Origin of the sequence: Pseudomonas kuykendallii, from assembly GCF_900106975.1 — a bacterium.
GTDB classification, from domain to species: Bacteria; Pseudomonadota; Gammaproteobacteria; order Pseudomonadales; family Pseudomonadaceae; genus Pseudomonas_O; species Pseudomonas_O kuykendallii.
The window spans coordinates 22,811-48,799 of record NZ_FNNU01000001.1; the positions used below are offsets into that span (position 1 = coordinate 22,811).

At 67.0% G+C, this 25,989-nt stretch carries 21 protein-coding genes; 17 read left to right on the forward strand and 4 right to left on the reverse strand.

Features of this window, described 5'->3' with window-relative positions; all coding sequences use genetic code 11:
* Positions 1-50 precede the first annotated feature (50 nt).
* From BLV15_RS00115 to BLV15_RS00125, 3 genes are all read right to left on the reverse strand, one after another.
* A complete protein-coding gene (locus tag BLV15_RS00115; protein ID WP_090223569.1) occupies positions 51-1,508 on the reverse strand; it encodes an acetamidase/formamidase family protein in 1,458 nt (485 codons plus the stop codon).
* A 117-nt stretch (positions 1,509-1,625) separates the two neighbouring features.
* A complete protein-coding gene (gene sfsA / locus BLV15_RS00120; RefSeq protein ID WP_090223570.1) occupies positions 1,626-2,336 on the reverse strand; it encodes a DNA/RNA nuclease SfsA in 711 nt (236 codons plus the stop codon).
* Positions 2,336-3,508, reverse strand: a complete 1,173-nt coding sequence (locus BLV15_RS00125) for a pyridoxal phosphate-dependent aminotransferase (RefSeq protein WP_090223572.1) — start codon at positions 3,506-3,508, stop codon at positions 2,336-2,338. The genes sfsA and BLV15_RS00125 overlap by 1 nt, the downstream gene beginning before the upstream one ends.
* A gap of 193 nt (positions 3,509-3,701) precedes the next feature.
* Here BLV15_RS00125 and dksA point away from each other — a divergent pair, with 193 nt between their 5' ends.
* From dksA to BLV15_RS00210, 17 genes are all read left to right on the forward strand, one after another.
* Positions 3,702-4,145, forward strand: coding sequence for an RNA polymerase-binding protein DksA (gene dksA / locus BLV15_RS00130; RefSeq protein ID WP_090223573.1), 444 nt, complete (start codon positions 3,702-3,704; stop codon positions 4,143-4,145).
* Positions 4,146-4,262: 117 nt separating this feature from the next.
* Positions 4,263-5,150 (forward strand): tRNA glutamyl-Q(34) synthetase GluQRS, encoded by an 888-nt coding sequence (gene gluQRS, locus BLV15_RS00135; protein WP_090223575.1) that lies wholly within the window; start codon positions 4,263-4,265, stop codon positions 5,148-5,150.
* An 82-nt stretch (positions 5,151-5,232) separates the two neighbouring features.
* The gene (locus BLV15_RS00140) at positions 5,233-5,409 is read left to right on the forward strand and encodes a hypothetical protein (RefSeq protein ID WP_003095129.1); all 177 of its coding nucleotides are present in this window, start codon (positions 5,233-5,235) and stop codon (positions 5,407-5,409) included.
* Positions 5,399-8,356, forward strand: coding sequence for a sensor histidine kinase (locus BLV15_RS00145; protein WP_090223576.1), 2,958 nt, complete (start codon positions 5,399-5,401; stop codon positions 8,354-8,356). Before BLV15_RS00140 ends, BLV15_RS00145 begins: the two co-directional genes overlap by 11 nt.
* A 68-nt stretch (positions 8,357-8,424) precedes the next feature.
* Positions 8,425-9,846 (forward strand): sigma-54-dependent transcriptional regulator, encoded by a 1,422-nt coding sequence (locus BLV15_RS00150; protein ID WP_090223578.1) that lies wholly within the window; start codon positions 8,425-8,427, stop codon positions 9,844-9,846.
* A 652-nt stretch (positions 9,847-10,498) separates the two neighbouring features.
* Positions 10,499-11,899 carry a polynucleotide adenylyltransferase PcnB gene (locus BLV15_RS00155; protein ID WP_090223580.1) on the forward strand — a complete coding sequence of 467 codons (1,401 nt, stop codon included), beginning with the start codon at positions 10,499-10,501 and terminating at the stop codon, positions 11,897-11,899.
* A gap of 3 nt (positions 11,900-11,902) precedes the next feature.
* Positions 11,903-12,394: a 2-amino-4-hydroxy-6-hydroxymethyldihydropteridine diphosphokinase gene (gene folK / locus BLV15_RS00160; RefSeq protein WP_090223582.1), complete on the forward strand. Its 492-nt coding sequence runs from the start codon at positions 11,903-11,905 to the stop codon at positions 12,392-12,394.
* A gap of 195 nt (positions 12,395-12,589) precedes the next feature.
* A complete protein-coding gene (gene panB / locus BLV15_RS00165; RefSeq protein WP_090223584.1) occupies positions 12,590-13,390 on the forward strand; it encodes a 3-methyl-2-oxobutanoate hydroxymethyltransferase in 801 nt (266 codons plus the stop codon).
* On the forward strand, positions 13,387-14,247 hold the full coding sequence (panC, locus tag BLV15_RS00170) for a pantoate--beta-alanine ligase (protein ID WP_090223585.1): 861 nt from the start codon (positions 13,387-13,389) through the stop codon (positions 14,245-14,247). The genes panB and panC overlap by 4 nt, the downstream gene beginning before the upstream one ends.
* Positions 14,248-14,418: 171 nt before the next feature.
* Entirely contained in the window at positions 14,419-16,083 is a 1,665-nt protein-coding gene (pgi, locus tag BLV15_RS00175) for a glucose-6-phosphate isomerase (RefSeq protein WP_090223587.1), read from the forward strand.
* A 162-nt stretch (positions 16,084-16,245) separates the two neighbouring features.
* The gene (gene acs, locus BLV15_RS00180) at positions 16,246-18,183 is read left to right on the forward strand and encodes an acetate--CoA ligase (RefSeq protein WP_090223589.1); all 1,938 of its coding nucleotides are present in this window, start codon (positions 16,246-16,248) and stop codon (positions 18,181-18,183) included.
* 67 nt (positions 18,184-18,250) lie between these two features.
* The gene (locus BLV15_RS00185; protein ID WP_090223591.1) at positions 18,251-19,129 is read left to right on the forward strand and encodes an oxygenase MpaB family protein; all 879 of its coding nucleotides are present in this window, start codon (positions 18,251-18,253) and stop codon (positions 19,127-19,129) included.
* 106 nt (positions 19,130-19,235) lie between these two features.
* The gene (locus BLV15_RS00190) at positions 19,236-20,414 is read left to right on the forward strand and encodes an acetyl-CoA C-acetyltransferase (RefSeq protein ID WP_090223593.1); all 1,179 of its coding nucleotides are present in this window, start codon (positions 19,236-19,238) and stop codon (positions 20,412-20,414) included.
* A 74-nt stretch (positions 20,415-20,488) separates the two neighbouring features.
* Positions 20,489-21,502 carry a class I SAM-dependent rRNA methyltransferase gene (locus BLV15_RS00195; RefSeq protein WP_090223594.1) on the forward strand — a complete coding sequence of 338 codons (1,014 nt, stop codon included), beginning with the start codon at positions 20,489-20,491 and terminating at the stop codon, positions 21,500-21,502.
* 78 nt (positions 21,503-21,580) lie between these two features.
* Positions 21,581-24,502, forward strand: a complete 2,922-nt coding sequence (locus BLV15_RS00200) for a DUF748 domain-containing protein (protein ID WP_090223596.1) — start codon at positions 21,581-21,583, stop codon at positions 24,500-24,502.
* Positions 24,499-24,786, forward strand: coding sequence for a DUF2845 domain-containing protein (locus BLV15_RS00205; RefSeq protein WP_090223598.1), 288 nt, complete (start codon positions 24,499-24,501; stop codon positions 24,784-24,786). Before BLV15_RS00200 ends, BLV15_RS00205 begins: the two co-directional genes overlap by 4 nt.
* A 55-nt stretch (positions 24,787-24,841) precedes the next feature.
* Positions 24,842-25,144, forward strand: a complete 303-nt coding sequence (locus BLV15_RS00210) for a DUF2845 domain-containing protein (protein ID WP_090223600.1) — start codon at positions 24,842-24,844, stop codon at positions 25,142-25,144.
* Positions 25,145-25,567: 423 nt separating this feature from the next.
* Here BLV15_RS00210 and BLV15_RS00215 read toward each other — a convergent pair whose 3' ends face one another.
* Positions 25,568-25,936, reverse strand: coding sequence for a BON domain-containing protein (locus BLV15_RS00215; RefSeq protein ID WP_090223602.1), 369 nt, complete (start codon positions 25,934-25,936; stop codon positions 25,568-25,570).
* Positions 25,937-25,989: the final 53 nt, after the last annotated feature.

Sequence of the window (25,989 nt, forward strand, 5' to 3'; positions counted from 1 at the left end):
CACCGGCCGAAGCGACCGGCATTGCGAAGCGAGGGTCATGCCAGGGCGGTTCAGCCCTCGCGGGCGGGGAAGATGCTCTTCTTGATTACCGCGTGCACGCCCCAGTTGCCGTCCACCACCTGGGTGATGCCGAAGTCCACCGCCACCGACATCAGCGAGATCGCCTCGTCCTCGTCCAGGCGCTGGGTGGTCATCAGGAAGTGCCGCATCTTGTGGTACGCATCGCGCAGCGCCAGGTCCACCGAGGACTTGGAGTAGATCGACTGCTGCGCACCAGCGCCCAGCTCGGCCAGGTAGTTGGCGAAGCTGAAGCCGTGCAGCACCCAGTCGTCCTGGGTTTCCAGCAGCGGGTAGTTGAGTTCCGCCAGCGGCGTGCCGGGCAGTTCGGCCTTCTTGTGCAGGACGAACTGGAAGGTGCCGGTCAGGGAGCACTCGATGGCCGTGCCGCACAGCTCGGAGTCGCCCTGAGAGGCGTGCGGGTCGCCCACGGAAAACATCGCGCCGGCCACCGCCACCGGGAAATACAGGGTCGCACCCTTGCCGATGCGCCAGTTGTCGATGTTGCCGCCGGTGTAGCTGGGCGGGATCGAGGTGACCATGTCGGCCTCGGCCGGGGCCACGCCGATGGTGCCGAAGTGCGGGCGGATGGGGACGCGGATGTTCTTCAGCACGTTCTCGTTCTTCCTGATCGTGCTGTGGTTCACCGGAATGCCGGGGTAGTCGATGGTCGGGTGGACCACGCCGAACGGGTCGGTCTGCGGCGTCCAGCGGTAGTTGTAGACCGCGCGCGCCCAGTTGCGCTCGCCGGTGGCGTCGATCTCGTAGAGGGTCACCACCTCGCGCTTCTTCGGTTCGCTGAGCAAGTCGCCGTAATGGAACCCCCAGTTGGCGGCGGCGTTGCTGCCGAACGACTTGCCCTTGAACGCCGGGTTGGCGCTGGGCCGCGGCGCCACGTCGACGATCCGCACTTCGAGGATGTCGCCCGGTTCGGCGCCCTTGATGAACACCGGCCCGGTGCAGATGTGCACGCCCTCGCCGCCGCCGGCGCCGATCTTCGCGTCCATCGGCCCGGCACCGCGGCGGTTCACGCCTTTGCGCTTGGCGTCCCAGTAGAAGACGCTTTCCGCGCCCGGATCGCCCTTGACCATGCGCTCGGCATCGTCGTTGGAATGGTGGGTCAGGGTCTCGATGGTCACGTAGTCGCCGGTTTCGATCTCCACCACCGGCTTGGCCGACTTGCTGAAGTAGCCCCAGAGCACGGTCTCCGCGCTGGCCGGAATATAGTAGTGGCTGGTCGGGCCGTTGCCTGGCTTGGCGCTGGCGCTCGCCGCCATCGCACTGGGCGACAGGGATACGCCCAGAGCGCCGAGCGTCGCCGCACCGCCGCCGACCACCATGGCGTCACGCAGGAAGCTGCGCCGCGCGGCGTGGAATTCACCCTTGATGTCTTTTTCGTTCTCGGCGGTAACGCCGTGCATGCAACCCGGACTGCAAACGTGATCGTCCATAGGAACCCCCTTGGTCAGCGCGAAAGGCGCCGGCACCTGGCGGGCCGGCGTGTCGATTATTCGCGGGGGTGGCGGCAAAGTGCTTGTCGGGCGCCGCACAAATCCTTGTCGCCGGCGCTAATCCAGCAGCACCGGCAACCGTCGGTCGATGAACAGGCCGTCGAGCGTCACCTGCGCGCCGTAGGCGAGGATTTCCACGCCGGCCGCGTGGGCGTCCTGCAGCGCCGCGGCGTAGAGCGGGTCGATTTCCCGCGCCGGGCGCACCGCCTCGACCCCGGAGAGGTTGACGCAGTACAGCTGCACCGCGCGAACCCCGGCCCGCGCCAGCGCCGCCAGCTCGCGCAGGTGACGCGCGCCGCGCAGGGTCTGCGCATCGGGGAAGGCGGCCACCGGGCTGTCGTCGAAACCGAGGGTGACGCTTTTGACTTCGACGAACGCCGGGCCGCTGGCGAACTCCAGGCGGAAATCGATGCGGCTGTTCTCCACGCCGTAGGGCACTTCGCGCTTGAGCGCCTCGAAACCGGCCAGCTCGGCGATGCGGCCGGCACGCAGCGCCTCTTCGATCAGCGGGTTGGCCCGCGCGGTGTTCACGCAGGCCAGCCGGCCCTGCGGGGTTTCCACCAGCTCCCAGGTGCCCGGCAGCTTACGCTTGGGGTCGCTGGAACGCTGGAACCACACGCGTCCGCCGGGCGCCATGCAATTGAGCATCGAACCGGTGTTCGGGCAGTGGATGCACAGTTCCTCGCCGCCGGCAGTGACCACGTCGGCGAGGAATCGCTTATAGCGGCGCACCAGCAGCGCCTCTTCGAGGGGAGCGGCGAAGCGCATCAGCCCTGCCAGCTCTTCAGCCCTCGGGCGATGCGCTCGACGGCTTCCTGCAGGCGCGGCAGGCTCTGGGTGTAGGCGAAGCGCACGTGCTGGGTGGCCAGATGGCGGCCGAAATCCAGGCCCGGCGTGATGGCGACGAACTCGGTTTCGATCATGTGCTGGCAGAACGCGAAGGCGTCGCCGCCGAACGCGGAAATATCCGCATATAGATAGAAGGCCCCTTCCGGCTCCACGGCGATGCGGAAACCCAGCTCGCGCAACGCGGGCAGGAGAAAGTCGCGGCGCCGGCCGAATTCGGCGCGACGCTCCTCGAGAATCTCCAGCGTGGCCGGCTCGAAACAGGCCAGCGCGGCGTGCTGGGCCATCGACGGCGCGCTGATGTACAGGTTCTGCGCCAGCTTCTCCAGGTCGGCGACCGCCGCCGGGGGCGCCACCAGCCAGCCGAGCCGCCAGCCGGTCATTCCGAAATACTTGGAGAAACTGTTCAGCACGAACGCCTGATCGTCGACTTCCAGCACGCTGGCGGCGTCGGTACCGTAGGTCAGCCCGTGGTAGATCTCGTCCACCACCAGATGCCCGCCACGCGCCTTCAGGGCGGAGGACAGCGAGGCCAGTTCATCGCGCTGCAACAGGGTGCCGGTAGGGTTGGCCGGAGACGCGACCAGCGCGCCGACGCTGTCGCCGTCCCAGTGGCGCTCGACCAGATCGGCGGTCAGCTGGTAGCGGGTGTCCGCGCCGACCGGGACCAGTTGCGCGGCGCCTTCCACCAGGCGCAGGAAGTGCCGGTTGCACGGATAACCGGGGTCGGCCAGCAACCAGTGCTTGCCCGGATCGACCAGCAGGCTGGCCGCCAGCAGCAAGGCGCCGGAACCGCCGGGAGTAATCAGGATGCGTTCGGGGTCAATGCTTAACCCGTAGCGCCGCGCGTAGAAGCCGGCGATGGCCTGGCGCAGCGGCGGCAGGCCGCGCGCCGCGGTGTAGCGGGTATGTCCCGCCGCCAGCGCAGCCTGCCCGGCGGCAATGATCGGCGCGGCGGTGGAGAAATCCGGCTCGCCGATTTCCAGGTGGATCACGTCATGGCCTTCACCCTGCAATTGATTGGCGCGGGCCAGCAGGGCCATGACGTGAAACGGTTCGATAGCGCGACTACGTGCGCTGTAGGACGGGGCCATTGGCCTTCCTTTATCAGGGCAAAAATGGTGATTCTAACCAAGGCTTCACCGAAGCGGCAGCATCCGGGAGTTTGGAGTAGCGCGCCCAGTTTTGATCTGGTAAGTTCGCCCGCTTGCAGACGCGGGGCCGGGTTGACCGGCGAAGGACATCTTCCTGCGCAGTGGACCAAAAAGAGTTGAGAGGCGGCCATCCATGCCCACCAAAGCTAAAGAACAGAGCAGCCAGCTGAACCGTGGCTACGAGCCCTATCAGGAAACCAAGGGCGAGGAGTACATGAGCGACAAGATGCGCGCTCACTTCACCGGCATCCTCAACAAGTGGAAAAAGGAGCTGATGGAAGAGGTCGACCGTACCGTGCATCACATGCAGGACGAAGCCGCCAACTTCCCCGATCCGGCCGACCGCGCCAGCCAGGAAGAAGAGTTCAGCCTGGAACTGCGTGCCCGTGACCGCGAGCGCAAGCTGATCAAGAAGATCGACGAGACGCTGCAGCTGATCGAAGACAACGACTACGGCTGGTGCGACTCCTGCGGCGTGGAAATCGGCATCCGCCGGCTCGAAGCCCGCCCCACCGCCACGCTCTGCATCGACTGCAAGACGCTGGCGGAAATCAAGGAAAAGCAGATCGGTTCATGATCTCGACGGGGCGCCAAGGCGCCCCGTTTCGTTTCTGCCGTTTGCCCTTCGAGCAGGCGATTTGCGTCGAACCAGGCCGTCTGGCGCAATGCCGGGCAACGCATCGATAATCCGCCGATGAACAACTCTTCCTATATAGGCCGCTTCGCGCCGACGCCCAGTGGTCATCTGCATTTCGGTTCGCTGGTCGCTGCCCTCGCCTCCTGGCTCGACGCCCGCGCGCTCGGCGGACGCTGGCTGCTGCGCATGGAAGACCTCGACCCGCCCCGCGAAGTCCCTGGCGCCCAGGCCGGCATCCTGCAGACACTGGAGCGCTACGGCCTGCACTGGGACGGAGAGATCGTCCGCCAGAGCGAGCGTCACGCCGCCTACCTGCAGGTCGTCGAACGCCTGCAGCAGCAGGGCCTGGCCTACGCCTGCATCTGTTCGCGCAAGCAGCTCGAAGGCCAGGGCGGCGTCTATCCCGGCACCTGCCGCGACGCCCGACACGCCAGCGAGGACGCCGCGATCCGCCTGCGCGTGCCGCAGCTGGAGTACCGCTTCGTCGATCGCGTGCAGGGCGAGTTCAGCCAGCACCTGGGCCGCGACGTCGGCGATTTCGTCATCCGCCGGCGCGACGGGTTGTTCGCCTATCAACTGGCGGTGGTGCTCGATGACGCCTGGCAGGGTGTCACCGATATCGTCCGCGGTGCCGATCTGCTCGACTCGACGCCGCGCCAGCTCTACCTGCAGGAACTGCTGGGGCTGCCCCAGCCGCGTTACCTGCACGTGCCGCTGATCATCCAGCCGGACGGGCACAAGCTGGGCAAGTCGTACCGCTCGCCGCCGCTGGCCGCCGGTCAGGCATCGCCATTGCTGTTGCGCGCGCTGCGGGCGCTCGGCCAATCCACGCCGGACGCCGCCGAGGGCGCCGCCCCCGAGGAGCTGCTCGCCTGGGCCGCACGGCACTGGGACGCCGGCCGCATTCCGCGCTGCCGCACCCTGGCCGAGGCACAGCTGCGCTAGGCGCCGCCCCACGACCTTGCGCTTATAGCTTGCGGCGCGCCGCTTCCATTACCATCGCCCGACTTCCGAATCGAGACCGAGCATGTACATCTACCGACTGGTCTTGCTCCTGGTGGTGGGGATCTACCTGTTTTCCCCGGCCATCATGGATTGGTGGATCGACCCCAACGGCGCCTGGTACCGGCCGTATCTGCTCTGGCTGATCCTCATCGTGGTCACCTTCATCCTGCAGAGCCAGCGAGACGCCGATGAGCTTTAGCCTCAGCCAGCTGACGCTGGTCAGCGCCGTCTACCTGTTCGCCCTGTTCGGTGTCGCCTGGCTCAGCGAGCACGGCGTGGTGCCGAGGCGCCTGGTTCGCCACCCCCTGGTCTACACGCTGTCGCTGGGCGTCTACGCCAGCGCCTGGGCCTTCTACGGCACGGTCGGCCTGGCGTACCAGTACGGCTACGGCTTCCTCGCCAGTTACCTCGGCGTTTCCGGCGCCTTCCTGCTCGCGCCGGTGCTGCTCTATCCGATCCTGCGCATCACCCGCGCCTATCAACTGTCCTCGCTGGCCGACCTGTTCGCCTTCCGCTTCCGCAGCGGCTGGGCCGGGGCGCTGACCACGCTGTTCATGCTGATCGGCATCCTGCCGCTGCTGGCCCTGCAGATCCAGGCGGTGGCCGACTCCATTGGCATCCTCGCCGGCGAGGCGCAGCAGGCGAAGATGGCACTGGGCTACTGCCTGATGATCATCCTCTTCACCATTCTCTTCGGCGCCCGCCACATCGCCACCCGCGAGAAACACGAGGGGCTGGTCTTCGCCATCGCCTTCGAGTCGATGGTCAAGCTGATCGCCCTGGGCGGCATCGGCCTGTATTCGCTGTACGGCGTGTTCGGCGGCCCGCACCAGCTGGAGGTCTGGCTGCTGCAACACCAGACGGCGCTGACCACCCTGCACACGCCGCTGCAGGAAGGGCCATGGCGCACGCTGCTGCTGGTGTTCTTCGCGTCGGCGATCGTCATGCCGCACATGTACCACATGACCTTCACCGAGAACCTCAACCCGCGCGGGCTGGTGAGCGCCAGTTGGGGCCTGCCGCTGTTCCTGCTGCTGATGAGCCTGGCGGTGCCGCCGATTCTCTGGGGCGGCCTGAAGCTGGGCGCCACCACCAACCCGGAGTATTTCTCCCTTGGCCTGGGCCTCGCCGCCGGCAAGCCGGCGCTGGCGATGCTCGCCTACGTCGGCGGCCTGTCCGCCTCCAGCGGGCTGATCATCGTCTCGACGCTGGCGCTCTCGGGGATGGTCCTCAACCACCTGGTGCTGCCGGTCTACCAGCCGCCGGCCGAGGGCAACATCTACCGCTGGCTGAAATGGACCCGCCGCGGCCTGATCGCCGCGATCATCCTCGCCGGCTACGGCTTCTACCTGCTGCTGGGCGCGCAGCAGGACCTCTCCAACCTGGGCATCGTGTCCTTCGTCGCCACCCTGCAGTTCCTCCCCGGCGTGCTCTCGGTGCTCTACTGGCCGACCGCCAACCGGCGCGGTTTCATCGCCGGTCTGCTGGCCGGCATCGCCGTGTGGACGGTGGGCATGCTGCTGCCGCTGGTCGGCGACATGGAAGGTTTCTACCTGCCCTTCTTCGACCTCATCTACGTGCTCGACGACACCAGCTGGCACCTGGCGGCGATCGCCTCGTTGGCCGCCAACGTGCTGGTGTTCACCCTGGTTTCGCTGTTCACCGAGGGCAGCGCCGAGGAGAAGAGCGCCGCCGAGGCCTGCGCGGTGGACAACGTGCGCCGCCCGCAGCGCCGCGAGTTGCTCGCCGCCTCGCCGCAGGAGTTCGCCGCCCAGCTGGCCAAGCCACTCGGCGGCAAGACCGCGCAGAAGGAGGTCGCCCAGGCCCTGCGCGACCTGCATCTGCCCTTCGACGAGCGCCGCCCCTATGCCTTGCGCCGCCTGCGCGACCGTATCGAGGCCAACCTGTCGGGGTTGATGGGGCCTAGCGTGGCGCAGGACCTGGTGGAAGGTTTCCTGCCCTACAAATCCGGCAGCGAGGGCTATGTCACCGAGGACATCCACTTCATCGAGAGCCGCCTGGAAGACTACCAGTCGCGCCTCACCGGCCTTGCCGCCGAACTCGACGCGCTGCGCCGCTACCACCGGCAGACCCTGCAGGAACTGCCGATGGGCGTCTGCTCGCTGGCCAAGGACCATGAAATCCTCATGTGGAACCGTGCGATGGAGGAACTCACCGAGATTCCCGCCCAGCGGGTGGTAGGCTCGCGCCTGTCGGCACTGGGCGAACCCTGGAAGAGCCTGCTGGAGAACTTCATCGCCGCCGACGACCAACATTTGCACAAGCAGCACCTGGACCTCGCCGGGCACACGCGCTGGCTGAACCTGCACAAGGCGGCGATCGACGAGCCGCTGGCGCCAGGCAACAGCGGGCTGGTGCTGCTGGTCGAGGACCAGACAGAAACCCAGTCGCTGGAAGACAAGCTGGCGCATTCCGAACGCCTGGCCAGCATCGGTCGCCTCGCCGCCGGCGTCGCCCACGAGATCGGCAACCCGATCACCGGCATCGCCTGCCTGGCGCAGAACCTGCGCGAAGAGCGCGAGGCCGACGAGGAACTCAGCGAAATCAGCAGCCAGATCGTCGAGCAGACCAAGCGGGTGTCACGCATCGTCCAGTCGCTGATGAGCTTCGCCCACGCCGGTAGCCGCCAGGTCGAAAGCGAATCGGTCTGCCTGGCGGACATCGCCCAGGAAGCCATCGGCCTGCTGTCGCTGAACAAACGCAGCGTCGACGTGCAGTTCTACAACCTCTGCGACCCCGCGCACTGCGCCGAAGGCGATTCGCAACGCCTGGCCCAGGTGCTGATCAACCTGCTGTCCAACGCCCGCGACGCCTCGCCGGAAGGCGGCGCGATCCGGGTACGCAGCGAGGCCAGCGAGCACAGCGTCGAGCTAATCGTAGAGGACGAAGGCAGCGGAATTCCGAAGGAGATCGCCGACCGGCTGTTCGAGCCTTTCTTCACCACCAAGGACCCCGGCAAGGGGACCGGCCTGGGGCTCGCGCTGGTCTATTCGATCGTGAAAGAGCATTATGGCCAAATAACACTCGACAGCCCGGTCGACACCGAGCACCAGCGCGGCACCCGTTTCAGGGTCCGTTTGCCGAGGTATGTCGAAGCGACGTCCGCAGTGATCCCCGGGAGCTGAAATGCAGGCTGCATGCCGCTTGGCGGCTATTTCCGCGCAGCCCCGAGACCGTCGAGAGAATTCTATTGATGCCGAATATCCTGATCGTCGAAGACGAAACAATCATCCGCTCCGCCTTGCGCCGACTGCTCGAGCGCAACCAGTACGAAGTCAGCGAAGCCGGCTCCGTGCAGGAAGCCCAGGAGCGCTTCAGCATTCCGTCCTTCGACCTCATCGTCAGCGACCTGCGCCTGCCGGGCGCACCGGGCACCGAGCTGATCAAGCTCGCCCAGGGCACCCCGGTGCTGATCATGACCAGCTACGCCAGCCTGCGCTCGGCGGTGGATTCGATGAAGATGGGCGCGGTCGACTACATCGCCAAGCCGTTCGACCACGATGAAATGCTCCAGGCCGTGGCCCGCATCCTGCGCGATCGCCAGGGCGCCAGCAGCGCGCCGGCCGAACAGCCGAACGCGACACGCGGTGCCGACAAACCGGCGTCGGCGAACGGCGAGATCGGCATCATCGGCTCCTGCGCGGCGATGCAGGACATGTACAGCAAGATCCGCAAGGTCGCGCCGACCGATTCCAACGTGTTGATCCAGGGTGAATCCGGCACCGGCAAGGAGCTGGTCGCGCGCGCCCTGCACAACCTGTCCAAACGCGCCAAGGCGCCACTGATCTCGGTGAACTGCGCGGCGATCCCGGAGACCCTGATCGAGTCCGAACTGTTCGGCCACGAGAAAGGCGCCTTCACCGGCGCCAGCGCCGGCCGCGCCGGCCTGGTCGAGGCCGCCGACGGTGGCACGCTGTTTCTCGACGAGATCGGTGAACTGCCGCTGGAAGCCCAGGCCCGGCTGCTGCGCGTGTTGCAGGAAGGCGAGATCCGCCGGGTCGGGTCGGTGCAGTCGCAGAAGGTCGACGTGCGCCTGATCGCCGCCACCCACCGCGACCTGAAAACCCTGGCCAAGATCGGCCAGTTCCGCGAGGACCTCTATTACCGCCTGCACGTCATCGCGCTGAAACTGCCGCCGCTGCGCGAGCGCGGCGCCGACGTCAGCGAGATCGCCCGCGCCTTCCTTGCCCGCCAATGCGCGCGCATGGGCCGCGACCTGCGCTTCGCCGCGGACGCCGAACAGGCGATTCGTCACTATTCCTGGCCGGGCAACGTGCGCGAGCTGGAGAACGCCATCGAGCGTGCGGTGATTCTCTGCGAGAGCCCGGACATCTCGGCCGACCTGCTGGGGATCGACGTGGAGCTGAGCGACCTCGACGACGACGATTTCGTGGAAAGCGCCGCGCAGGGCAGCAGCAACAGCCACGAACCGACCGAGGACCTGTCGCTGGAGGACTACTTCCAGCACTTCGTCCTCGAACACCAGGACCACATGACCGAAACGGAACTGGCCCGCAAGCTCGGCATCAGCCGCAAGTGCCTGTGGGAACGTCGCCAGCGCCTGGGCATCCCACGCCGCAAGAGCGCCACCGCCGACGTATCCGAGATCCGGTAACGTCTCGCGACACACACATCCTGTTACCGCACACGGATGCGACGTAACAAAGCCGGGTTCATCGGTAACGGGGACCCGGCTTTTTTTCGCTCCCGCCGCCACCCATAAAAATCAAATCATTGATTTATAAGGGATTTTAAAAACTGGCACAGCTTCTGCTTTATCTATTGCACAACAACAATAACAAACGCTGAACCCCACAATAAAAACAAGACGTATCGACTCCAGCACAATAAAAACAACACGGCGGAGGCGCAGCTAACTGATTCTTTTGGAGAGGAATTGCTTTTGGGGCTTGCCCCACAGCCAGGACAAGAACAATAAAACTGCCTAGAGGCAGCGTCGGACTGGTTGGATCGCAAGGTCATGGCAGCGTCAGCGTCCAAAGTAATCCGTTTGCTATTAGCTCCCAGAGTGGGAGTCCGTCCTCAGGCCCCTGGCCTCGAGGAACGGGTCGGACAACAAAAATAACAAGCCGACATAATAATAAAAACAAAGAAAGCATTACTTAGGGGGAGCTTCGGCTCCCCCAGTAGCTTTACCCCCCCCGCAAGATCCGTCGTTCACCATCCCCCCTCGTAATGTTAGAATCCGCGAAAATCAAGCGGTCATTCTCAATCCTGGCCGATCATCCCGCCAAACAGTGCCATCCATGCTGAAGAAGCTGTTCCAGTCGTTCCGCTCACCCCTGCGCCGTGCCCAGCACCCGCGTAGCACCCCCGAGGTGCTGAGTAGTCGCCAGCATTCCCTGACCCATTCCCAGATCAGCCGTCACGCCGTGAGTGTCGTAGAGCGCCTGCAGAAGGCCGGCTACGAAGCCTACGTGGTCGGCGGTTGCGTGCGCGACCTGCTGCTCAACTACACGCCCAAGGATTTCGACGTCGCCACCAGCGCCACGCCCGAGCAGGTCCGCGCCGAGTTCCGCAACGCGCGGGTGATCGGCCGCCGTTTCAAGCTGGTCCACGTGCATTTCGGCCGCGAGATCATCGAGGTCGCGACCTTCCGCGCCAACCACCCGCAAGGCGATGACGAGGAGGACAGCAACCAGTCCTCGCGCAACGAGAGCGGGCGAATCCTGCGCGACAACGTTTACGGCACGCTGGAGGACGACGCGCAGCGCCGCGACTTCACCATCAACGCGCTTTACTACGATCCCAGCACCGAGCGCATCCTCGACTACGCGCGCGGCGTGAAGGACATCGACAATCACCTGATCCGCCTGATCGGCGTGCCGGAGCAACGCTACCAGGAAGACCCGGTGCGCATGCTGCGGGCGATCCGCTTCGCCGCCAAGCTCGACTTCGACATCGAGAAGCACAGCGCCGAGCCGATCCGCCGACTGGCTCCGATGCTGCGCGAAATCCCCTCGGCGCGGCTGTTCGACGAAGTGCTCAAGCTGTTCCTCTCCGGCGTGGCCGAGGAGACCTTCGAGCTGCTGCTCGAGTACGACCTCTACGCGCCGCTGTTCCCGGCCAGCGCGAAGGCGCTCGAGCAGCGCCCGGAGTACGCGGGCTCGCTGATTCGCCAGGCCCTGGCGAACACCGACGAACGCGTCCACCTGGGCAAACCGGTGACGCCGGCATTCCTCTTCGCCGCCTTGCTGTGGCCTGCCCTGCCGGCCCGCGTGCTGCAACTCCAGGATCGCGGCCTGCCGCCGATCGCGGCAATGCAGGAAGCCGCGCACACGCTGATCGTCGAACAGTGCCAGCGCACCGCAGTGCCCAAGCGCTTCACCATCCCGATTCGCGAAATCTGGGACATGCAGGAGCGCCTGCCCCGTCGCCACGGCAAGCGCGCCGACCTGTTGCTGGAAAATCCCCGCTTCCGCGCGGGCTACGACTTCCTCCTGCTGCGCGAAAGCGCCGGCGAGGAAACCGACGGCCTGGGCGACTGGTGGACCGACTACCAGGAAGCCAGCGACAGCGAACGGCGCGCCATGATCCGGGACCTCAGCGGCAAGGACGATGCCGGCGGTGCGCCACGCAAGCGTCGCCGTGGCGGCAATCGCCGCCGCCGTGGCCCGCAGGATGGCGCGCCGAGCTCGGCCGACTGATCCGTGGAACGGGTCTACCTCGGCCTGGGCAGCAACCTCGCCGAGCCACTCGCCCAACTCGCCGCAGCGCTGCAAGCCATCGGCGAGTTGCCGCAATCGCGGCTCGTCGCCGTCTCTTCCTTCTATTCCAGCGATCCGCTCGGCCCGCCGGACCAGCCGCGCTACCTCAACGCCGTCGCCGCGCTCAATACCACGCTGGCGCCCCTCGCATTGCTCGACGCGCTGCAGGCCATCGAGCAGGAGCAGGGGCGCCAGCGCAAGGCCGAACGCTGGGGCCCGCGCACCCTCGACCTGGACATCCTGGCGTTCGGCGACCGGCTGATCGACGAGCCCCGGCTGCGCGTGCCGCACTACCATATGCACGCGCGGGCGTTCGTCCTCTATCCGCTGGCGGAAATCGCCCCGGGGCTGCGCCTGGCCGATGGCCGGACGCTCGACGAGCTGCTCGCCGCCTGCCCGTTCAGCGGCCTCGAGCGACTGCCGGTAACGCCGTAACACGGCGGTAACACCGCCTAATTGACTTCATGCCCCCCCATCGGGACTATAGGCGTCCCGTTGCCCAGAGCCGGTGCCAAAAACCGGTGCGATCAGGACGGGTGAAGTGTCGTGCGAGCAATCCCCGCGGGCTTCCAGGCCGCCAAAACCGCCTCGTGCAGTACCATCACACCGCCTGCGAAGAGGACCTTTTCCATGCCTGAAACAACCCTGACGTCCCTGCAACAACTCAAGCTGCAGGGCGAGAAGATCGCCATGCTGACCTGTTACGACGCCACCTTCGCCGACGCCTGCTGCGCCGCTGGCGTCGAGATGCTGCTGATTGGCGACTCCCTGGGCATGGTCCTGCAGGGCCACGACAGCACGCTGCCGGTCAGCGTCGAGGACATGGTCTATCACACGGCCTGCGTGAAGCGCGGCAACAAGGGCGCGATGATCGTCGCCGACCTGCCGTTCATGGCCAACGCCACGCTCGAGCAGACGCTGAACAATTCCGCGCGGCTGATGAAGGCCGGCGCACACATGGTCAAGGTGGAAGGCGCCGCCTGGCTGGCCGAGTCGATCCGGCTGCTCGCCGAGCGCGGCATTCCGGTCTGTGCGCACCTGGGCCTGACCCCGCAGGCGGTGAACATCCTCGGCGGCTACAAGGTGCAGGGCCGCGGCGACGCCCAGGCGCGTCAGCTGCGCGCCGACGCCGTGGCGCTGGAACAGGCCGGCGTGGCGATGCTGCTGCTCGAATGCGTACCCAGCGAGCTGGCCGCGGAGATCACCCAGGCGGTGAAGATTCCGGTGATCGGCATCGGGGCCGGCAGCGATACCGACGGCCAGGTGCTGGTGTTGCACGACATGCTCGGGCTGTCCCTCTCCGGCCGCATGCCGAAGTTCGTGAAGAACTTCATGGAAGGCCAGAGCAGCATCCAGGGCGCCCTCGCCGCCTACGTGCGCGAGGTGAAGGCCGTCAGCTTCCCCGCCGCCGAACACGGGTTCTCCGCATGATCACCGTGCATACCGTCGCCGAACTGCGCGCCGCCGTGCTGCACGCGCGCCGCGCAGGCAAACGCATCGGCCTGGTGCCGACCATGGGCAACCTGCACGCCGGCCACGCGGCGCTGGTCGAACGGATCGCCGAGCACGCCGACTTCGTGGTCGCCAGCATCTTCGTCAATCCGCTGCAGTTCGGCCCGCGCGAAGACCTCGCGACCTACCCGCGCACGCTCCCGGCCGATCAGGAAAAGCTCCTCGCCGCAGGCTGCGACCTCTTGTTCGCGCCCAGCGTCGAGCAGATGTACCCCAATGGCGCCGACGGCCAGACCCGGGTCAGCGTGCCCGAAGTGTCCGAAGGCCTGTGCGGCGCCAGCCGTCCGGGCCACTTCGAAGGCGTGGCGACGGTGGTCAACAAGCTGTTCAACATGGTCCAGCCGGATGTCGCGGTGTTCGGCCAGAAGGATTTCCAGCAACTGGCGGTGATCCGCAAGATGGTCGCCGACCTCAACCTGCCGATCGAGATCATCGGTGCGCCGACCGTGCGCGCCAGCGACGGGCTGGCGCTGTCCTCGCGCAACGGCTACCTCGACGAACGGCAGCGCGCCACCGCGCCGGCCCTGTATCGCAGCATGACGCGCCTGGCCGACGGCCTGCGCGCCGGCAACACCGACCGCGCCGCGCTGCTCGAGCAGGCACGCACCGAGCAGGAAGCGTCCGGCCTGCGCGTCGACTACCTGGAAATCCGCGAAGCCGCCCACCTGCGCGCAGCGCGTCCGGAAGACCGTAAACTGGTGATTCTGGCCGCCGCGTACCTCGGTAGCACGCGCCTGATCGACAACCTGACCGTCGAGCTGCCGCCGACCGGCTGAGCGTCGCGGGGATGCCGCCAGGCCTCCGGGCAGAGCGGCGCGCTAGATTCGAAAAGCCCCGGAACACTGCGGGCTTTTCCTGTTCCAAGCAGTTCAGCGGTATAGGACATGCGCCCGGTCGACGCGACCGCGGTGCCTGAACAAGGCTCAAGCTAAGGAAGCCGGACATTCATGGCGTACTACCAGAATCCCCTCGACGTAACTTCCCTCCCCTCCTGGAAAGCCCTCACCGATCACCGGCTGGACCTGCAGAACTTCAGCATGCGCGAGGCCTTCGCCTCGGACCCGCAACGCTTCAGCGACTTCTCCCTGAGCGCCTGCGGCCTGTTCCTCGACTACTCGAAGAACCTGATCACCCACGAGACCCGCGATCTGCTGGTGAGCCTGGCGCGCGAGGCCGGCGTCGAGCAGGCGCTGCACGCGATGTTCGAGGGCCAGCCGATCAATGCCTCGGAAAAGCGCCCGGTGCTGCACACCGCCCTGCGCCGTCCGGTGGGCGAATGCATCATGGTCGACGGCCGCAACATCATCCCCGACGTGCACCAGGTGCTGAACCAGATGACCGACGTGGTCGGCCGCATCCACACCAACCAGTGGCGCGGCTACAACGACAAGACCATCACCGACGTGGTCAACATCGGCATCGGCGGCTCCTTCCTCGGCCCTCAGCTGGTTTCCGAGGCGCTGCTGCCGTTCACCCAGAACGGCGTGCGCTGCCACTACCTGGCCAACATCGACGGGAGCGAATTCCGCGAGGTGATGGCCAAGCTGAACGTCGAGACCACGCTGTTCATCATTTCCAGCAAGACCTTCAGCACCCTGGAAACCCTGAAGAACGCCCAGGCCGCACGGGCCTGGTACCTGGCCCGTGGCGGCACCCAGGAGAAGCTCTACCGGCACTTCATCGCGGTCACCAGCAACAAGCCGGCCGCCGTGGCGTTCGGCATCCTCGAGAAGAACGTGTTCCCGATGTGGGACTGGGTCGGCGGGCGCTACTCGCTGTGGTCGGCCATCGGTCTGCCGATCGCGCTGGCGGTGGGCATGTCCAACTTCAAGGAGCTGCTCTCCGGCGCCTACACCATGGATACGCACTTCCGCACCGCGCCGTTCGAGAAGAACATGCCGGTGCTGCTGGCCATGCTGGGGGTCTGGTATAGCAATTTCTGGGATGCCCAGAGCCACGCCTTCCTGCCGTACGACCACTACCTGCGCAACTTCGTCAAACACCTGCAGCAGCTGGACATGGAGTCCAACGGCAAGAGCGTGCGCCAGGACGGCTCGCCGGTGTCATGCGATACCGGGCCGATCATCTGGGGCGGCGTCGGCTGCAACGGCCAGCACGCCTATCACCAGTTGCTGCACCAGGGCACGCCGCTGATCCCGTCGGACTTCATCGTGCCGGTCGTCAGCTTCAACCCGGTCGCCGACCACCACCAGTGGCTGTATGCCAACTGCCTGTCGCAGAGCCAGGCGCTGATGCGCGGCAAGACCCGCGCCGAGGCCGAGGCCGAATTGCGCGAGAAGGGCCTGGACGACGCCGAGGTGCAGCGCCTGGCGCCGCACAAGGTGATTCCCGGCAACCGCCCGAGCAACACCCTCGTGCTGGAACGCATCAGCCCGCGTCGCCTCGGCGCGCTGATCGCGCTGTACGAGCACAAGGTGTTCGTCCAGGGCGTGATCTGGGGGATCAACTCCTTCGACCAGTGGGGCGTCGAGCTGGGCAAGGAACTCGGCAAGTCGGTCTACCAGAAGCTCACCGCCTACGAGGCGGACGCCGCCGAGGACGCTTCCACCCAGGGCCTGATCGACTACTTCCGCGGCCGTCACCGCGGCTGATCGCCCTTCGCGCCGTGCGGCGACCCCTCGTCGCGCGGCCGCTCCCGCCGAAACATTCCTACAACTAAAGACAGCCGTCGCCCGGCCATCGGTACTTGAATGCGCCGGCGGCGCGGGTGCACCCTACGAACACAGCGGATACAAAAACAAAGGAACCCGCCCATGTTCGAGATCAGCACCCACCCCGTCAGCGACGCGGTGCGGCGGTACGCGCACCTGGACCGCGACGACTACCAGCGCCTCTACCGGCAGTCCATCGAGCAGCCCGAGACGTTCTGGGCCGAGCAGGCAACGACCTTCCTCGACTGGATCAAGCCCTGGGACAGCCTCCACGAAAGCGACATGCGGCGCGGCCACGCCTCCTGGTTCAAGGGCGGCCAGCTCAACGTCAGCTACAACTGCATCGACCGCCACCTGGAAAAGCGCGGCGAGCAGATCGCCATCGTCTGGGAAGGCGACAACCCCGCCGAGTCGGCGCAGATCACCTACCGCAAGCTCCATCACCACGTCTGCCGCCTGGCCAACGTGCTGAAGAGCCGCGGCGTGAAGAAAGGCGACCGCGTGTGCATCTACATGCCGATGATTCCCGAAGCCGCCTACGCCATGCTCGCCTGCACGCGCATCGGCGCGATCCATTCGGTGGTGTTCGGCGGTTTCTCCCCGGACGCCCTGCGCGACCGCATCCTCGATGCCGACTGCCGCACCGTGATCACCGCCGACGAAGGCGTGCGCGGCGGCAAGTACGTGCCGCTGAAGAACAACGTCGACCAGGCCCTGCAGCGCTGCCCGGAGGTTTCCACCGTGCTGGTGGTGGAACGCACTCAGGGCGAGATCGAATGGGTCGAAGGCCGCGACCTCTGGTACCACCAGGCGGTGCGGCAGACCTCCGCCGAATGCCCGCCGGAGCCGATGGATGCCGAGGACCCGCTGTTCGTCCTCTACACCTCCGGCAGCACCGGCAAGCCGAAAGGCGTGCTGCACAGCACCGCCGGCTACCTGCTCGGCGCGGCGATGACCCACCGCTACGCGCTGGACTACCACGACGGCGAAATCCACTGGTGCACCGCCGACCTCGGCTGGATCACCGGCCACGACTACGTGGTCTACGGTCCGCTGGCGAATGGCGCCACCACCCTGATGTTCGAGGGCGTACCGAGCTACCCGGACGCCTCGCGCTTCTGGCAGGTGGTCGACAAGCATCAGGTGAACATCTTCTATACCGCGCCGACGGCGATACGCGCGCTGATGCGCGAGGGCGACGAGCCGGTCCTGCGCACCTCGCGCGCCAGCCTGCGCCTGCTCGCCAGCGCCGGCGAACCGATCAACCCGGAAGCCTGGGAGTGGTTCTACGAAGTGGTGGGCGACAGCCGCTGCCCGATCGCCGACACCTGGTGGCAGACCGAGACCGGGGCGATCATGATCGCCCCGCTGCCCGGCGCCATGGCGCTCAAGCCCGGCTCGGCGACGCAGCCGTTCTTCGGCGTGCAGCCGGTGATCCTCGACGAACAGGGCCAGGAAATCGAAGGCACCGGCGCCGGCATGCTCGCAATCAAATCAAGCTGGCCGAGCCAGATCCGCAGCATCTACGGCGACCACCAGCGGCTCATCGATACCTATTTCTCGCAGTATCCCGGCTACTACTTCACCGGCGACGGCGCGCGCCGCGACGAGGACGGCGACTACTGGATCACCGGCCGCGTCGACGACGTGATCAACGTCTCCGGCCACCGCATCGGCACCGCCGAGGTGGAAAGCGCACTGGTCAGCCATGACGATGTCGCCGAGGCCGCGGTGGTCGGCTGTCCGCATGCGGTGAAGGGCCAGGGCCTGTACGCCTTCGTCACGCTGATGAACGGCGCCCAGCCGAGCGACGGGCTCAGGCAGGACCTGCTCAAGCGGGTGGCCGGCGAGATCGGCAGCTTCGCCAAGCCGGACGCGCTGCAATGGGCGCCGAGCCTGCCGAAGACCCGGTCCGGCAAGATCATGCGGCGCATCCTGCGCAAGATCGCCTGCAATGAGCTGGACGAACTCGGCGACACCTCGACCCTGGCCGATCCGGGCGTGGTCGACGACCTGATCGAGAACCGCCTGAACCGTTGAGCCGGACGCGTCGCCGGCGTTCGCGCCGGCGACCTGTAACGCGCGCTGCATCCGTTATCATCGGCCGATGGAAATCCTTCGCCGCCGCATCGAAACCCAGGTCCTCAGCCTTACCGGCCTCGCGCTCGGCGGGGTCGACTTCGAGCATCCGCCGGGCGACCCCGGCCTGTTCGGTCCGGACTCGGCGTGCTGGAAGGTCCACGGCGACTTCACCTCGATGCTGATCGGCGGCATCTCCGCCCTGATGCTGCAGGCGCTGCACCCGCTGGCGCTGGCGGGTGTCTGGGACCATTCGAACTTCCGCGAGGACATGCTAGGCCGGCTGCGCCGCACCGGGCAGTTCATCTCGGCCACCACCTACGGCAGCCGCGCCGACGCCGAACGGCTGATCGAGCGGGTCCGGCACATCCACGAGGGCGTGGTCGGGCGGGCCGCCGACGGGCGCCCCTACGCGGCCTCCGATCCGGCGTTGCTGACCTGGGTCCACGTGGCCGAGGTCAGCAGCTTCCTCAAGGCCCACCTGCGCTACCTCGACCCGCACCTGCCGGGCGCCGAGCAGGACCGCTACTACGCCGAAATCGCCCGTGTCGCCGAACGCCTCGGCGCCTGTGACGTGCCGCACTCGCGGGTGGAGATCGCCGACTACCTGCAGGCGCAGCGCGCGCAACTGGTCTGCGACGCGCGCTCGCGCGAGGTGCTGCGCGTTCTCCTCGATGCACCGGCGCCCAGCCTGCTGGCCAGGCCGTTCGGCGCGTTGATGATGCAGGCCGGCATCGACCTGCTGCCGGACTGGGCGCACGGCATGCTCGGGTTCGACTTCAGCCCCGGCAAACGCCGGCTGATCCGCGCCGGCGTGCGCAATGCCGCGCCACTGCTGCGCTGGGCCGTGCGCAATGGCTCGCTGGCGCGCGCCCGGCGGCGCATGGGGCTGGCGCCGCTGCGCTGACCTGGTCCGGTACGTGACCGTCCGGTTCGCGTTTTGAGCGCCGCCACCGGTCTGTGCCAACATAGCGAATCGTCGCGCCAGCCGCGCCCACGCTCGAGGAGTCGTCATGCAAGAAGTCGTTATCGTCGCCGCCACCCGCACCGCCGTCGGCAGCTTCCAGGGCTCGCTGGCGAACCTGCCCGCCGTCGAACTGGGCGCCGCGGTGATCCGTCGTCTGCTGGAACAGACCGGCCTCGACCCGGCCGAGGTGGACGAAGTGATCCTCGGCCAGGTGCTCACCGCCGGCGCCGGGCAGAACCCCGCCCGGCAGGCCGCGATCAAGGGCGGCCTGCCTTACTCGGTGCCGGCGCTGACCCTGAACAAGGTCTGCGGCTCCGGCCTCAAGGCGCTGCATCTCGGCGCCCAGGCGATCCGCTGTGGCGACGCCGAGGTGGTGATCGCCGGCGGCCAGGAGAACATGAGCCTGGCGCCCTACGTCATGCCCGGCGCGCGCACCGGCCTGCGCATGGGCCACGCCAAGCTGGTCGACACGATGATCGAGGACGGCCTGTGGGACGCCTTCAACGACTACCACATGGGCATCACCGCCGAGAACCTGGTGGAGAAGTACGCGCTGACCCGCGAGGAGCAGGACGCCTTCGCCGCGGCCTCGCAGCGCAAGGCCGTCGCCGCCATCGAGAGCGGACGCTTCAAGGACGAGATCACCCCGATCACCCTTCCGCAGCGCAAGGGTGAGCCGCTGGTCTTCGACACCGACGAACAGCCGCGCGCCGGCACCAGCGAGGAAACCCTGGCCAAGCTCAAGCCGGCGTTCGCCAAGACCGGCTGCGTCACTGCCGGCAATGCCTCGGCGCTGAACGACGGCGCCGCCGCCGTGCTGCTGATGAGCGCCGCCAAGGCCCGCGCGCTCGGCCTGCCGGTGCTGGCGCGCATCGCCGCCTACGCCAGCGCCGGCGTCGACCCGGCGATCATGGGCATCGGCCCGGTGCCGGCCACCCGACGCTGCCTGGAGAAGGCCGGCTGGACGCTGGAGCAACTCGACCTCATCGAAGCCAACGAGGCGTTCGCCGCGCAATCGCTGTCGGTGGGCAAGGAACTGGGCTGGGACGCCGCCAAGGTCAACGTCAACGGCGGCGCCATCGCCATCGGCCACCCGATCGGCGCATCGGGCTGCCGCGTGCTGGTCACCCTGCTCCACGAAATGCTCAAGCGCGACGCCAAGAAGGGCCTGGCGACCCTGTGCATCGGCGGCGGCCAGGGCGTGGCACTGGCGCTCGAGCGCTAGCCAGCCGGCCCGCACGGGGCCTCGACCGGCTTTTTTCGCTACACTGCGCGGCCCTCTCTTTCGAGTCGCCGCGCATGCCCTCTCTCGATCAGGCGCTGCGCGCCGCCCTCCTGCAGCGCGAGCCACTGCTCGCCGAACTGCACGCCCAGGCCACCGATTGCTACCGGTTGTTCCACGGCAGCCAGGAAGGCGCGCCCGGCCTCACCCTCGACCGCTACGGCCCACAACTGCTGGTGCAGAGCTTCCACCAGCCGCTGGATCAGGCCCTGCTGACGGACCTGCTCGGCCAGGTCGAGGCGGCCCTCGGCGTGCCCTTGCTGCTGGTCTACAACGACCGCTCCGGTGGCAATTCACGCATCGACCGCAGCGCCGCCGCGCACCAGCCCGACGCCGCAGCGCTGGCCGACCTGGTCGGGCGCGAATGGGGGCTGAACTACCGAGTGCGCGGTCGCCATCCCGGCCAGGACCCGCTGCTGTTCCTCGACCTACGCAACGCGCGCGGCTGGGTCAAGGCGCACAGCGCCGGCAAGTCGGTGCTCAACCTGTTCGCCTATACCTGCGGCGTCGGCCTCTGCGCAGCGGCCGGCGGCGCGAACGAGGTGTGCAACCTGGATTTCGCCGAAGGCAACCTCGCGGTCGGCCGGGAAAATCTGGCGCTCAATCCGGGGCTGGCGATGAGCTTCGTGCAGTCCGACTACTTCTCGGCGATCCGCCAGCTCGCCGGGCTGCCGGTCAGCAGCCGTCGCGGGCACAGGCTGCCGTCGTACCAACGCCTGGCGCAGCGCGCCTTCGACCTGGTGTTCCTCGACCCGCCGGCCTGGGCGAAGAGCGCCTTCGGCACCGTCGATCTGTTGCGCGACTACCAGAGCCTGCTCAAGCCCGCGCTGCTGACCACCGCGGACGATGGCGTGCTGGTCTGTTGCAACAACCTGGCGAAGGTCGCCCTCGCTGACTGGCGCGAGCAGGTGCTGCGCTGCGCCAGCAAGCTCGGTCGCCCCGTGCGTGACTGCCAGCAGATCGAACCGGCGGCGGACTTTCCCTCGCGCGATGGCCAGCCGCCGCTGAAGACGCTGGTGCTGCGCTTCTAGCGAAACCGCAGCGCCGCTTCGGAACCGCGACGACATGCCATACTCCAACGAACCTTTCGTCGGGACAGAAGACTACCCATGCCCAAAGGATTGAAACGCGCCGGCATCGCCGCCCTGGTCGCCCTCGCGCTGTACGCCCTGATCGGCTTCCTGATCCTGCCCGCTGTCACGGTGCGCGTGGTCAACGCGAAGCTCGCCGAGTACGCGACGGTTCCGGCGCATCTGGAAAAGGTCCGCTTCAACCCCTTCACGCTGGAGCTGGAGCTGACCGGGCTGCGCTTCGGCGAGGTCGACGGCGAGTCGCTGGCCTTCGCCCGGCTCTACGCCAACCTGCAGGTGAACAGCCTCTGGAGCGGTGCGCTGCACCTGGCCGACGTGGAGCTCGAGCAGCCACTGGTGGACCTGCGCTTCGCCAAGGACGGCGCGTTGAACCTCGCCCAGCTGTTCAAGTTGCCGCCCGCCGAAACGGCGACCGAAGCACCGGCCGACGCCGAGGAAGGCCCGTTCCCGGTGCGTATCGACCGCCTGGCGATCGCCGGCGGCAAGCTGCACTTCGAGGACCTGCGCCCGAGCGAGCCGATCGAATTCTTCTACGACTCGCTGGATCTCGACCTGGCGAACCTCAGCACACTGCCCGATGGCAACGCCGAGGCCACGCTGTCCGCCAGCAACCCGGCCGGTGGCCGCATCGACTGGCAGGGTCAGGTGAGCCTGGCGCCGATCCGCTCCAGTGGCCACCTGCAGGTCACCGACGTCGCCCTGAAGACGTTCTGGCCCTACGTGCGCGACGCCGCGCCGCTGGACCTCGAGGACGGCACCGCCAGCCTGGACAGCCGTTACGAGCTTGACCTCAGCCAGGGCACCGAGCTGCGCCTGAGCGACGCCAGCCTCAAGCTGGCGCCGTTCTCGATCAAGGCAGCGGATGGCCGCCCGCTGCTCAAGCTCGCCAGCCTGGACGTGGCCAAGGTGGCGCTGGACCTGGCCCGGCGCCATGTGGAAATCGGCGAGGTGCGCAGCCAGGGCCTGGAAGCCTGGGCCGCCCGCGAGGCCGACGGCCAGATCGACTGGCAGAAGCTGTTCGCCCAGAACGCCACCGAACCCGCACCGGCCCCGGTCCCGGCCGCCGAAGCCAAGCCCGCGGCGGATGCGCAGACGCAAGCACAGGCACAAGCGCAAACGCCCTGGCAGGTACTCCTGCAGGATGCGCAACTGCGTGGCGCGAAACTGCACCTCGCCGACCGCCAGCCGAAGCCCGCGGTCGCGCTGGAAGTCGGCCCGCTGGACCTGGACGTCAGCGCCTTCGACAGCCTCGGCACCTCGCCCTTCCAGCTCGAGCTGAACACCGCCATAGCCGGTCAGGGACGTCTGCAGGTGGAAGGCCAGGCCCAGCTGCAGCCGACCAGTGCGCAACTCAAGGTCGTCAGCAAGGACATCGACCTGCGCCTGGCCCAGGCCTACCTGAGCCCGTTCATTCGCCTGGAGTTGCGCAGCGGCCTGCTGAGCAGCGACCTCGATGTCGCGCTGACCGGCACCGAGCCTCTGGCATTGAGCGTCACCGGCAGCGCCGACGTGGCCCAGTTGCATACGCTCGACACGCTCAAGGAGCGCGACTTCGTCAAATGGCGCGCACTGGCGATCAAGGGCCTGGATTACCGCCACGGCAAGAGCCTGAGCATCGACACGGTCAACCTCGACCAGCCCTACGCACGCGTGGTGATCAACGAGGACCTCAGCACCAACGTCAAGGAGCTGCTGGTTCCGCAGCCGCCCTCCAACGAGCCGGACAGCCCGCCGCTGGCGATACGCATCGGTGCGATCGGCCTCAAGGACGGTTCGGCGAATTTCGCCGACTTCAGCCTGCGCCCCAACTTCGCCACCGCCATCGGCCAGCTCAACGGCAAGATCGGCACCCTCGACAACCGCAGCAAGAAGGCCGCTCCGGTGGAAATCGCCGGCAAGGTGGACCGCTACGCGCCGGTCAGCATCCGTGGCCGCCTGGAAGCCTTCGATCCGCTAAACAGCCTGGACATCGCCACCAGCTTCCACAACGTCGAGCTGACCACGCTGACGCCCTACTCCGGCAAGTTCGCCGGCTACCGCATCCGCAAGGGCCGCCTCGACCTCGACCTGCATTACAAGGTCGAGCAGGGCCGGCTGAACGCCGAGAACAAGCTGGTGCTGCATCAGTTGGAGCTGGGCGAGCGGGTCGACAGCAAGGACGCGGTGGACCTGCCGGTGCGCCTGGCGGTGGCCTTGCTCAAGGACACCAAGGGCGTGATCTCCATCGAGCTGCCGGTGCAGGGCAACCTCAACGACCCGCAGTTCAGCGTCATGCCGATCGTCTGGCAGACCCTGCGCAACCTGGTGCTGCGCGCGGTGCAGGCGCCCTTCAAGCTGATCGCCGGGCTGGTGCCCGGTGGCGGCGACAACCTGGATCAGGTTTCCTTCGCGCCCGGCAGCGCCGAACTGGACGACAGCGCGATGCGCTCGCTGGACACCCTCGCCGATGCGCTGAAGAAGCGCCCCGAGCTGCGCCTGGAAATCGAGGGCGTCAGCGCCCGTGCCAGCGATGGCCTGCCCCTGGCCGAGCAGCGTCTGGAGCGCGAGTACCGCACCGTCAGCTACCGGATGCTGCAACGGCGCGGCGACAAGGTGCCGGCCAGCGCCGACGAGCTGGTGGTGGAGGACGATGACAAGCCCGCGCTGCTCGAAGGCATCTACCGCGACCGGCTCAAGCAGCAGCCGCCAGCAGAGTGGAAAGAGCTCGACCGCGAACAGCGCGTGGCGAAGATGCGCGAGGCGGTGATCGGCTCCTGGGTACAGCGCCCAACCAGCCTGCTCTCGCGCAAGCTGGCCCAGGACCGCGCCGCGAACATCAAGGATTACCTGGTGCAGCGCGGCGGCCTGGAGGATCAGCGCATCTACCTGCTCGACGTCAGCCTGATCCAGGGCGAAGGAAACGGTCCGGTGCCCACTACCCTGCATCTGGATGCAGAATGAGCCGCCGGGCCATCGGTGCGCTGCTGGGCGTGATGGCCTCGACGGGCATGGCCGCCGACAGCATGCGCTGCGGCAGCAACCTGGTCAGCGCCGGCGATCGCGCCTTCGAGGTGGAGAGCAAGTGCGGCGCACCCCGGGAACGCGATCTGGTCGGCTTCACCGATGGCTATTCGCGCGCCGACCTGAAGATCGAAGAGTGGATCTACGGCCCCAACAACGGGATGCTCTACATCCTCCGCTTCGAGGGAAACCGGCTGATACGAATCGAATCGCGGCGCCCCTGACAGCGCGCCAGCCTCGGGTGTAGGCTGGCCGCTCCTCATCCAGCAGCCACCCATCGTGACCTACCGTCTTCTCGCCCTTCTCTGCCTGCTGCCCCTGGCCGCCCAGACCCAGGCGTCCTCGTCGTTTCGCTGCGGTAATGCGCTGGTCACGACGGACGATCACATGGCGGAGGTGGCGGGCAAATGCGGCGATCCGGTCAGCCGCGATTTCCTCGGCTACCGCGAACGCACCGACGACTACGGCTATCGCAACGAGGTGCAAGTGGAGGAGTGGCTCTACGGCCCGCGCAACGGCATGTACTACTACCTGCGTTTCGAGGGCAACCGGCTGGTCAACGTCGACAGCAAGCGCAACTAGGCGCCCCAGCCGACACCAAGCTCATCAGAGGCCACGCGCATCGGGATGCTGTGCCGACTGCTGGTACGCGTGGCGCACCCTACGGTGATGCGGTGCCGCGGTGTCGGGGACGGGGACGGGGACGGGGACGGTAGGGTGCGCCGTGCGCACCAAATAGCGCGGTGTTGCCCAGCAGCGCCCAGGGACAAACCAACGATAAAAAGCGGCGCTCACGTTCAAGCCTGTATGGCGCATAAAAAAGCCCCGCCCGGTTGTCCGGGCGGGGCTTCGTACTTCCTGTCGGTCAGCAGCGGACTGCGTTCCTGTCGCTCATCCTGAGCGGTCTTCCCTGCGACAGTCCTCGCTATGAGCGGGCTGACTATGACCGCAATCCTCCGGATTCAGGCAGCGCCATCCTGGCTGCAGCGGTCGGCACGCGGCGTGTTACTCGGTGGACTTCAGGCCGTCTGCGGAGACAGCTTTGACACCTTTGATTGTCTTGGCTTTCTGCACGGCAAGGTCACGCTCGGCATCGCTCGGCACTACGCCGGAGAGCGAAACCACACCCTTGTTGGTTTCTACTTTGATGTCCAGGCCGCTGATGCTGTCATCGGCGAGGAAGCTGGATTTGACCTTGCTGGTGATCCAGGTATCAGAAACCGCTTCTTCGGCCTGATCGACTTTCTCGTTGGCGGCCAGCATTTGCGGCTGAGACTGAACGGGGGTAGCAGCAAATGCGGCATTGGCCAGGGGCAGGCTCAGAGCAGTGGCGGCGACAGCGGCAAAAGTCCACTTGGTGAAAGGCTGTTTCATGCGGATGTACTCCTGTTTTTCTGATAGTGCCTGCAGCTATGTCCCGCCGCAGT

Coding starts and splice junctions, on each gene's coding strand:
- BLV15_RS00115 (WP_090223569.1), bottom strand. CDS start 1,508: ATGGACGATCACGTTTGCAGTCCGGGTTGCATGCACGGCGTTACCGCC.
- sfsA (WP_090223570.1), bottom strand. CDS start 2,336: ATGCGCTTCGCCGCTCCCCTCGAAGAGGCGCTGCTGGTGCGCCGCTAT.
- BLV15_RS00125 (WP_090223572.1), bottom strand. CDS start 3,508: ATGGCCCCGTCCTACAGCGCACGTAGTCGCGCTATCGAACCGTTTCAC.
- dksA (WP_090223573.1), top strand. CDS start 3,702: ATGCCCACCAAAGCTAAAGAACAGAGCAGCCAGCTGAACCGTGGCTAC.
- gluQRS (WP_090223575.1), top strand. CDS start 4,263: ATGAACAACTCTTCCTATATAGGCCGCTTCGCGCCGACGCCCAGTGGT.
- BLV15_RS00140 (WP_003095129.1), top strand. CDS start 5,233: ATGTACATCTACCGACTGGTCTTGCTCCTGGTGGTGGGGATCTACCTG.
- BLV15_RS00145 (WP_090223576.1), top strand. CDS start 5,399: ATGAGCTTTAGCCTCAGCCAGCTGACGCTGGTCAGCGCCGTCTACCTG.
- BLV15_RS00150 (WP_090223578.1), top strand. CDS start 8,425: ATGCCGAATATCCTGATCGTCGAAGACGAAACAATCATCCGCTCCGCC.
- BLV15_RS00155 (WP_090223580.1), top strand. CDS start 10,499: ATGCTGAAGAAGCTGTTCCAGTCGTTCCGCTCACCCCTGCGCCGTGCC.
- panB (WP_090223584.1), top strand. CDS start 12,590: ATGCCTGAAACAACCCTGACGTCCCTGCAACAACTCAAGCTGCAGGGC.
- panC (WP_090223585.1), top strand. CDS start 13,387: ATGATCACCGTGCATACCGTCGCCGAACTGCGCGCCGCCGTGCTGCAC.
- pgi (WP_090223587.1), top strand. CDS start 14,419: ATGGCGTACTACCAGAATCCCCTCGACGTAACTTCCCTCCCCTCCTGG.
- acs (WP_090223589.1), top strand. CDS start 16,246: ATGTTCGAGATCAGCACCCACCCCGTCAGCGACGCGGTGCGGCGGTAC.
- BLV15_RS00185 (WP_090223591.1), top strand. CDS start 18,251: ATGGAAATCCTTCGCCGCCGCATCGAAACCCAGGTCCTCAGCCTTACC.
- BLV15_RS00190 (WP_090223593.1), top strand. CDS start 19,236: ATGCAAGAAGTCGTTATCGTCGCCGCCACCCGCACCGCCGTCGGCAGC.
- BLV15_RS00195 (WP_090223594.1), top strand. CDS start 20,489: ATGCCCTCTCTCGATCAGGCGCTGCGCGCCGCCCTCCTGCAGCGCGAG.
- BLV15_RS00200 (WP_090223596.1), top strand. CDS start 21,581: ATGCCCAAAGGATTGAAACGCGCCGGCATCGCCGCCCTGGTCGCCCTC.
- BLV15_RS00205 (WP_090223598.1), top strand. CDS start 24,499: ATGAGCCGCCGGGCCATCGGTGCGCTGCTGGGCGTGATGGCCTCGACG.
- BLV15_RS00215 (WP_090223602.1), bottom strand. CDS start 25,936: ATGAAACAGCCTTTCACCAAGTGGACTTTTGCCGCTGTCGCCGCCACT.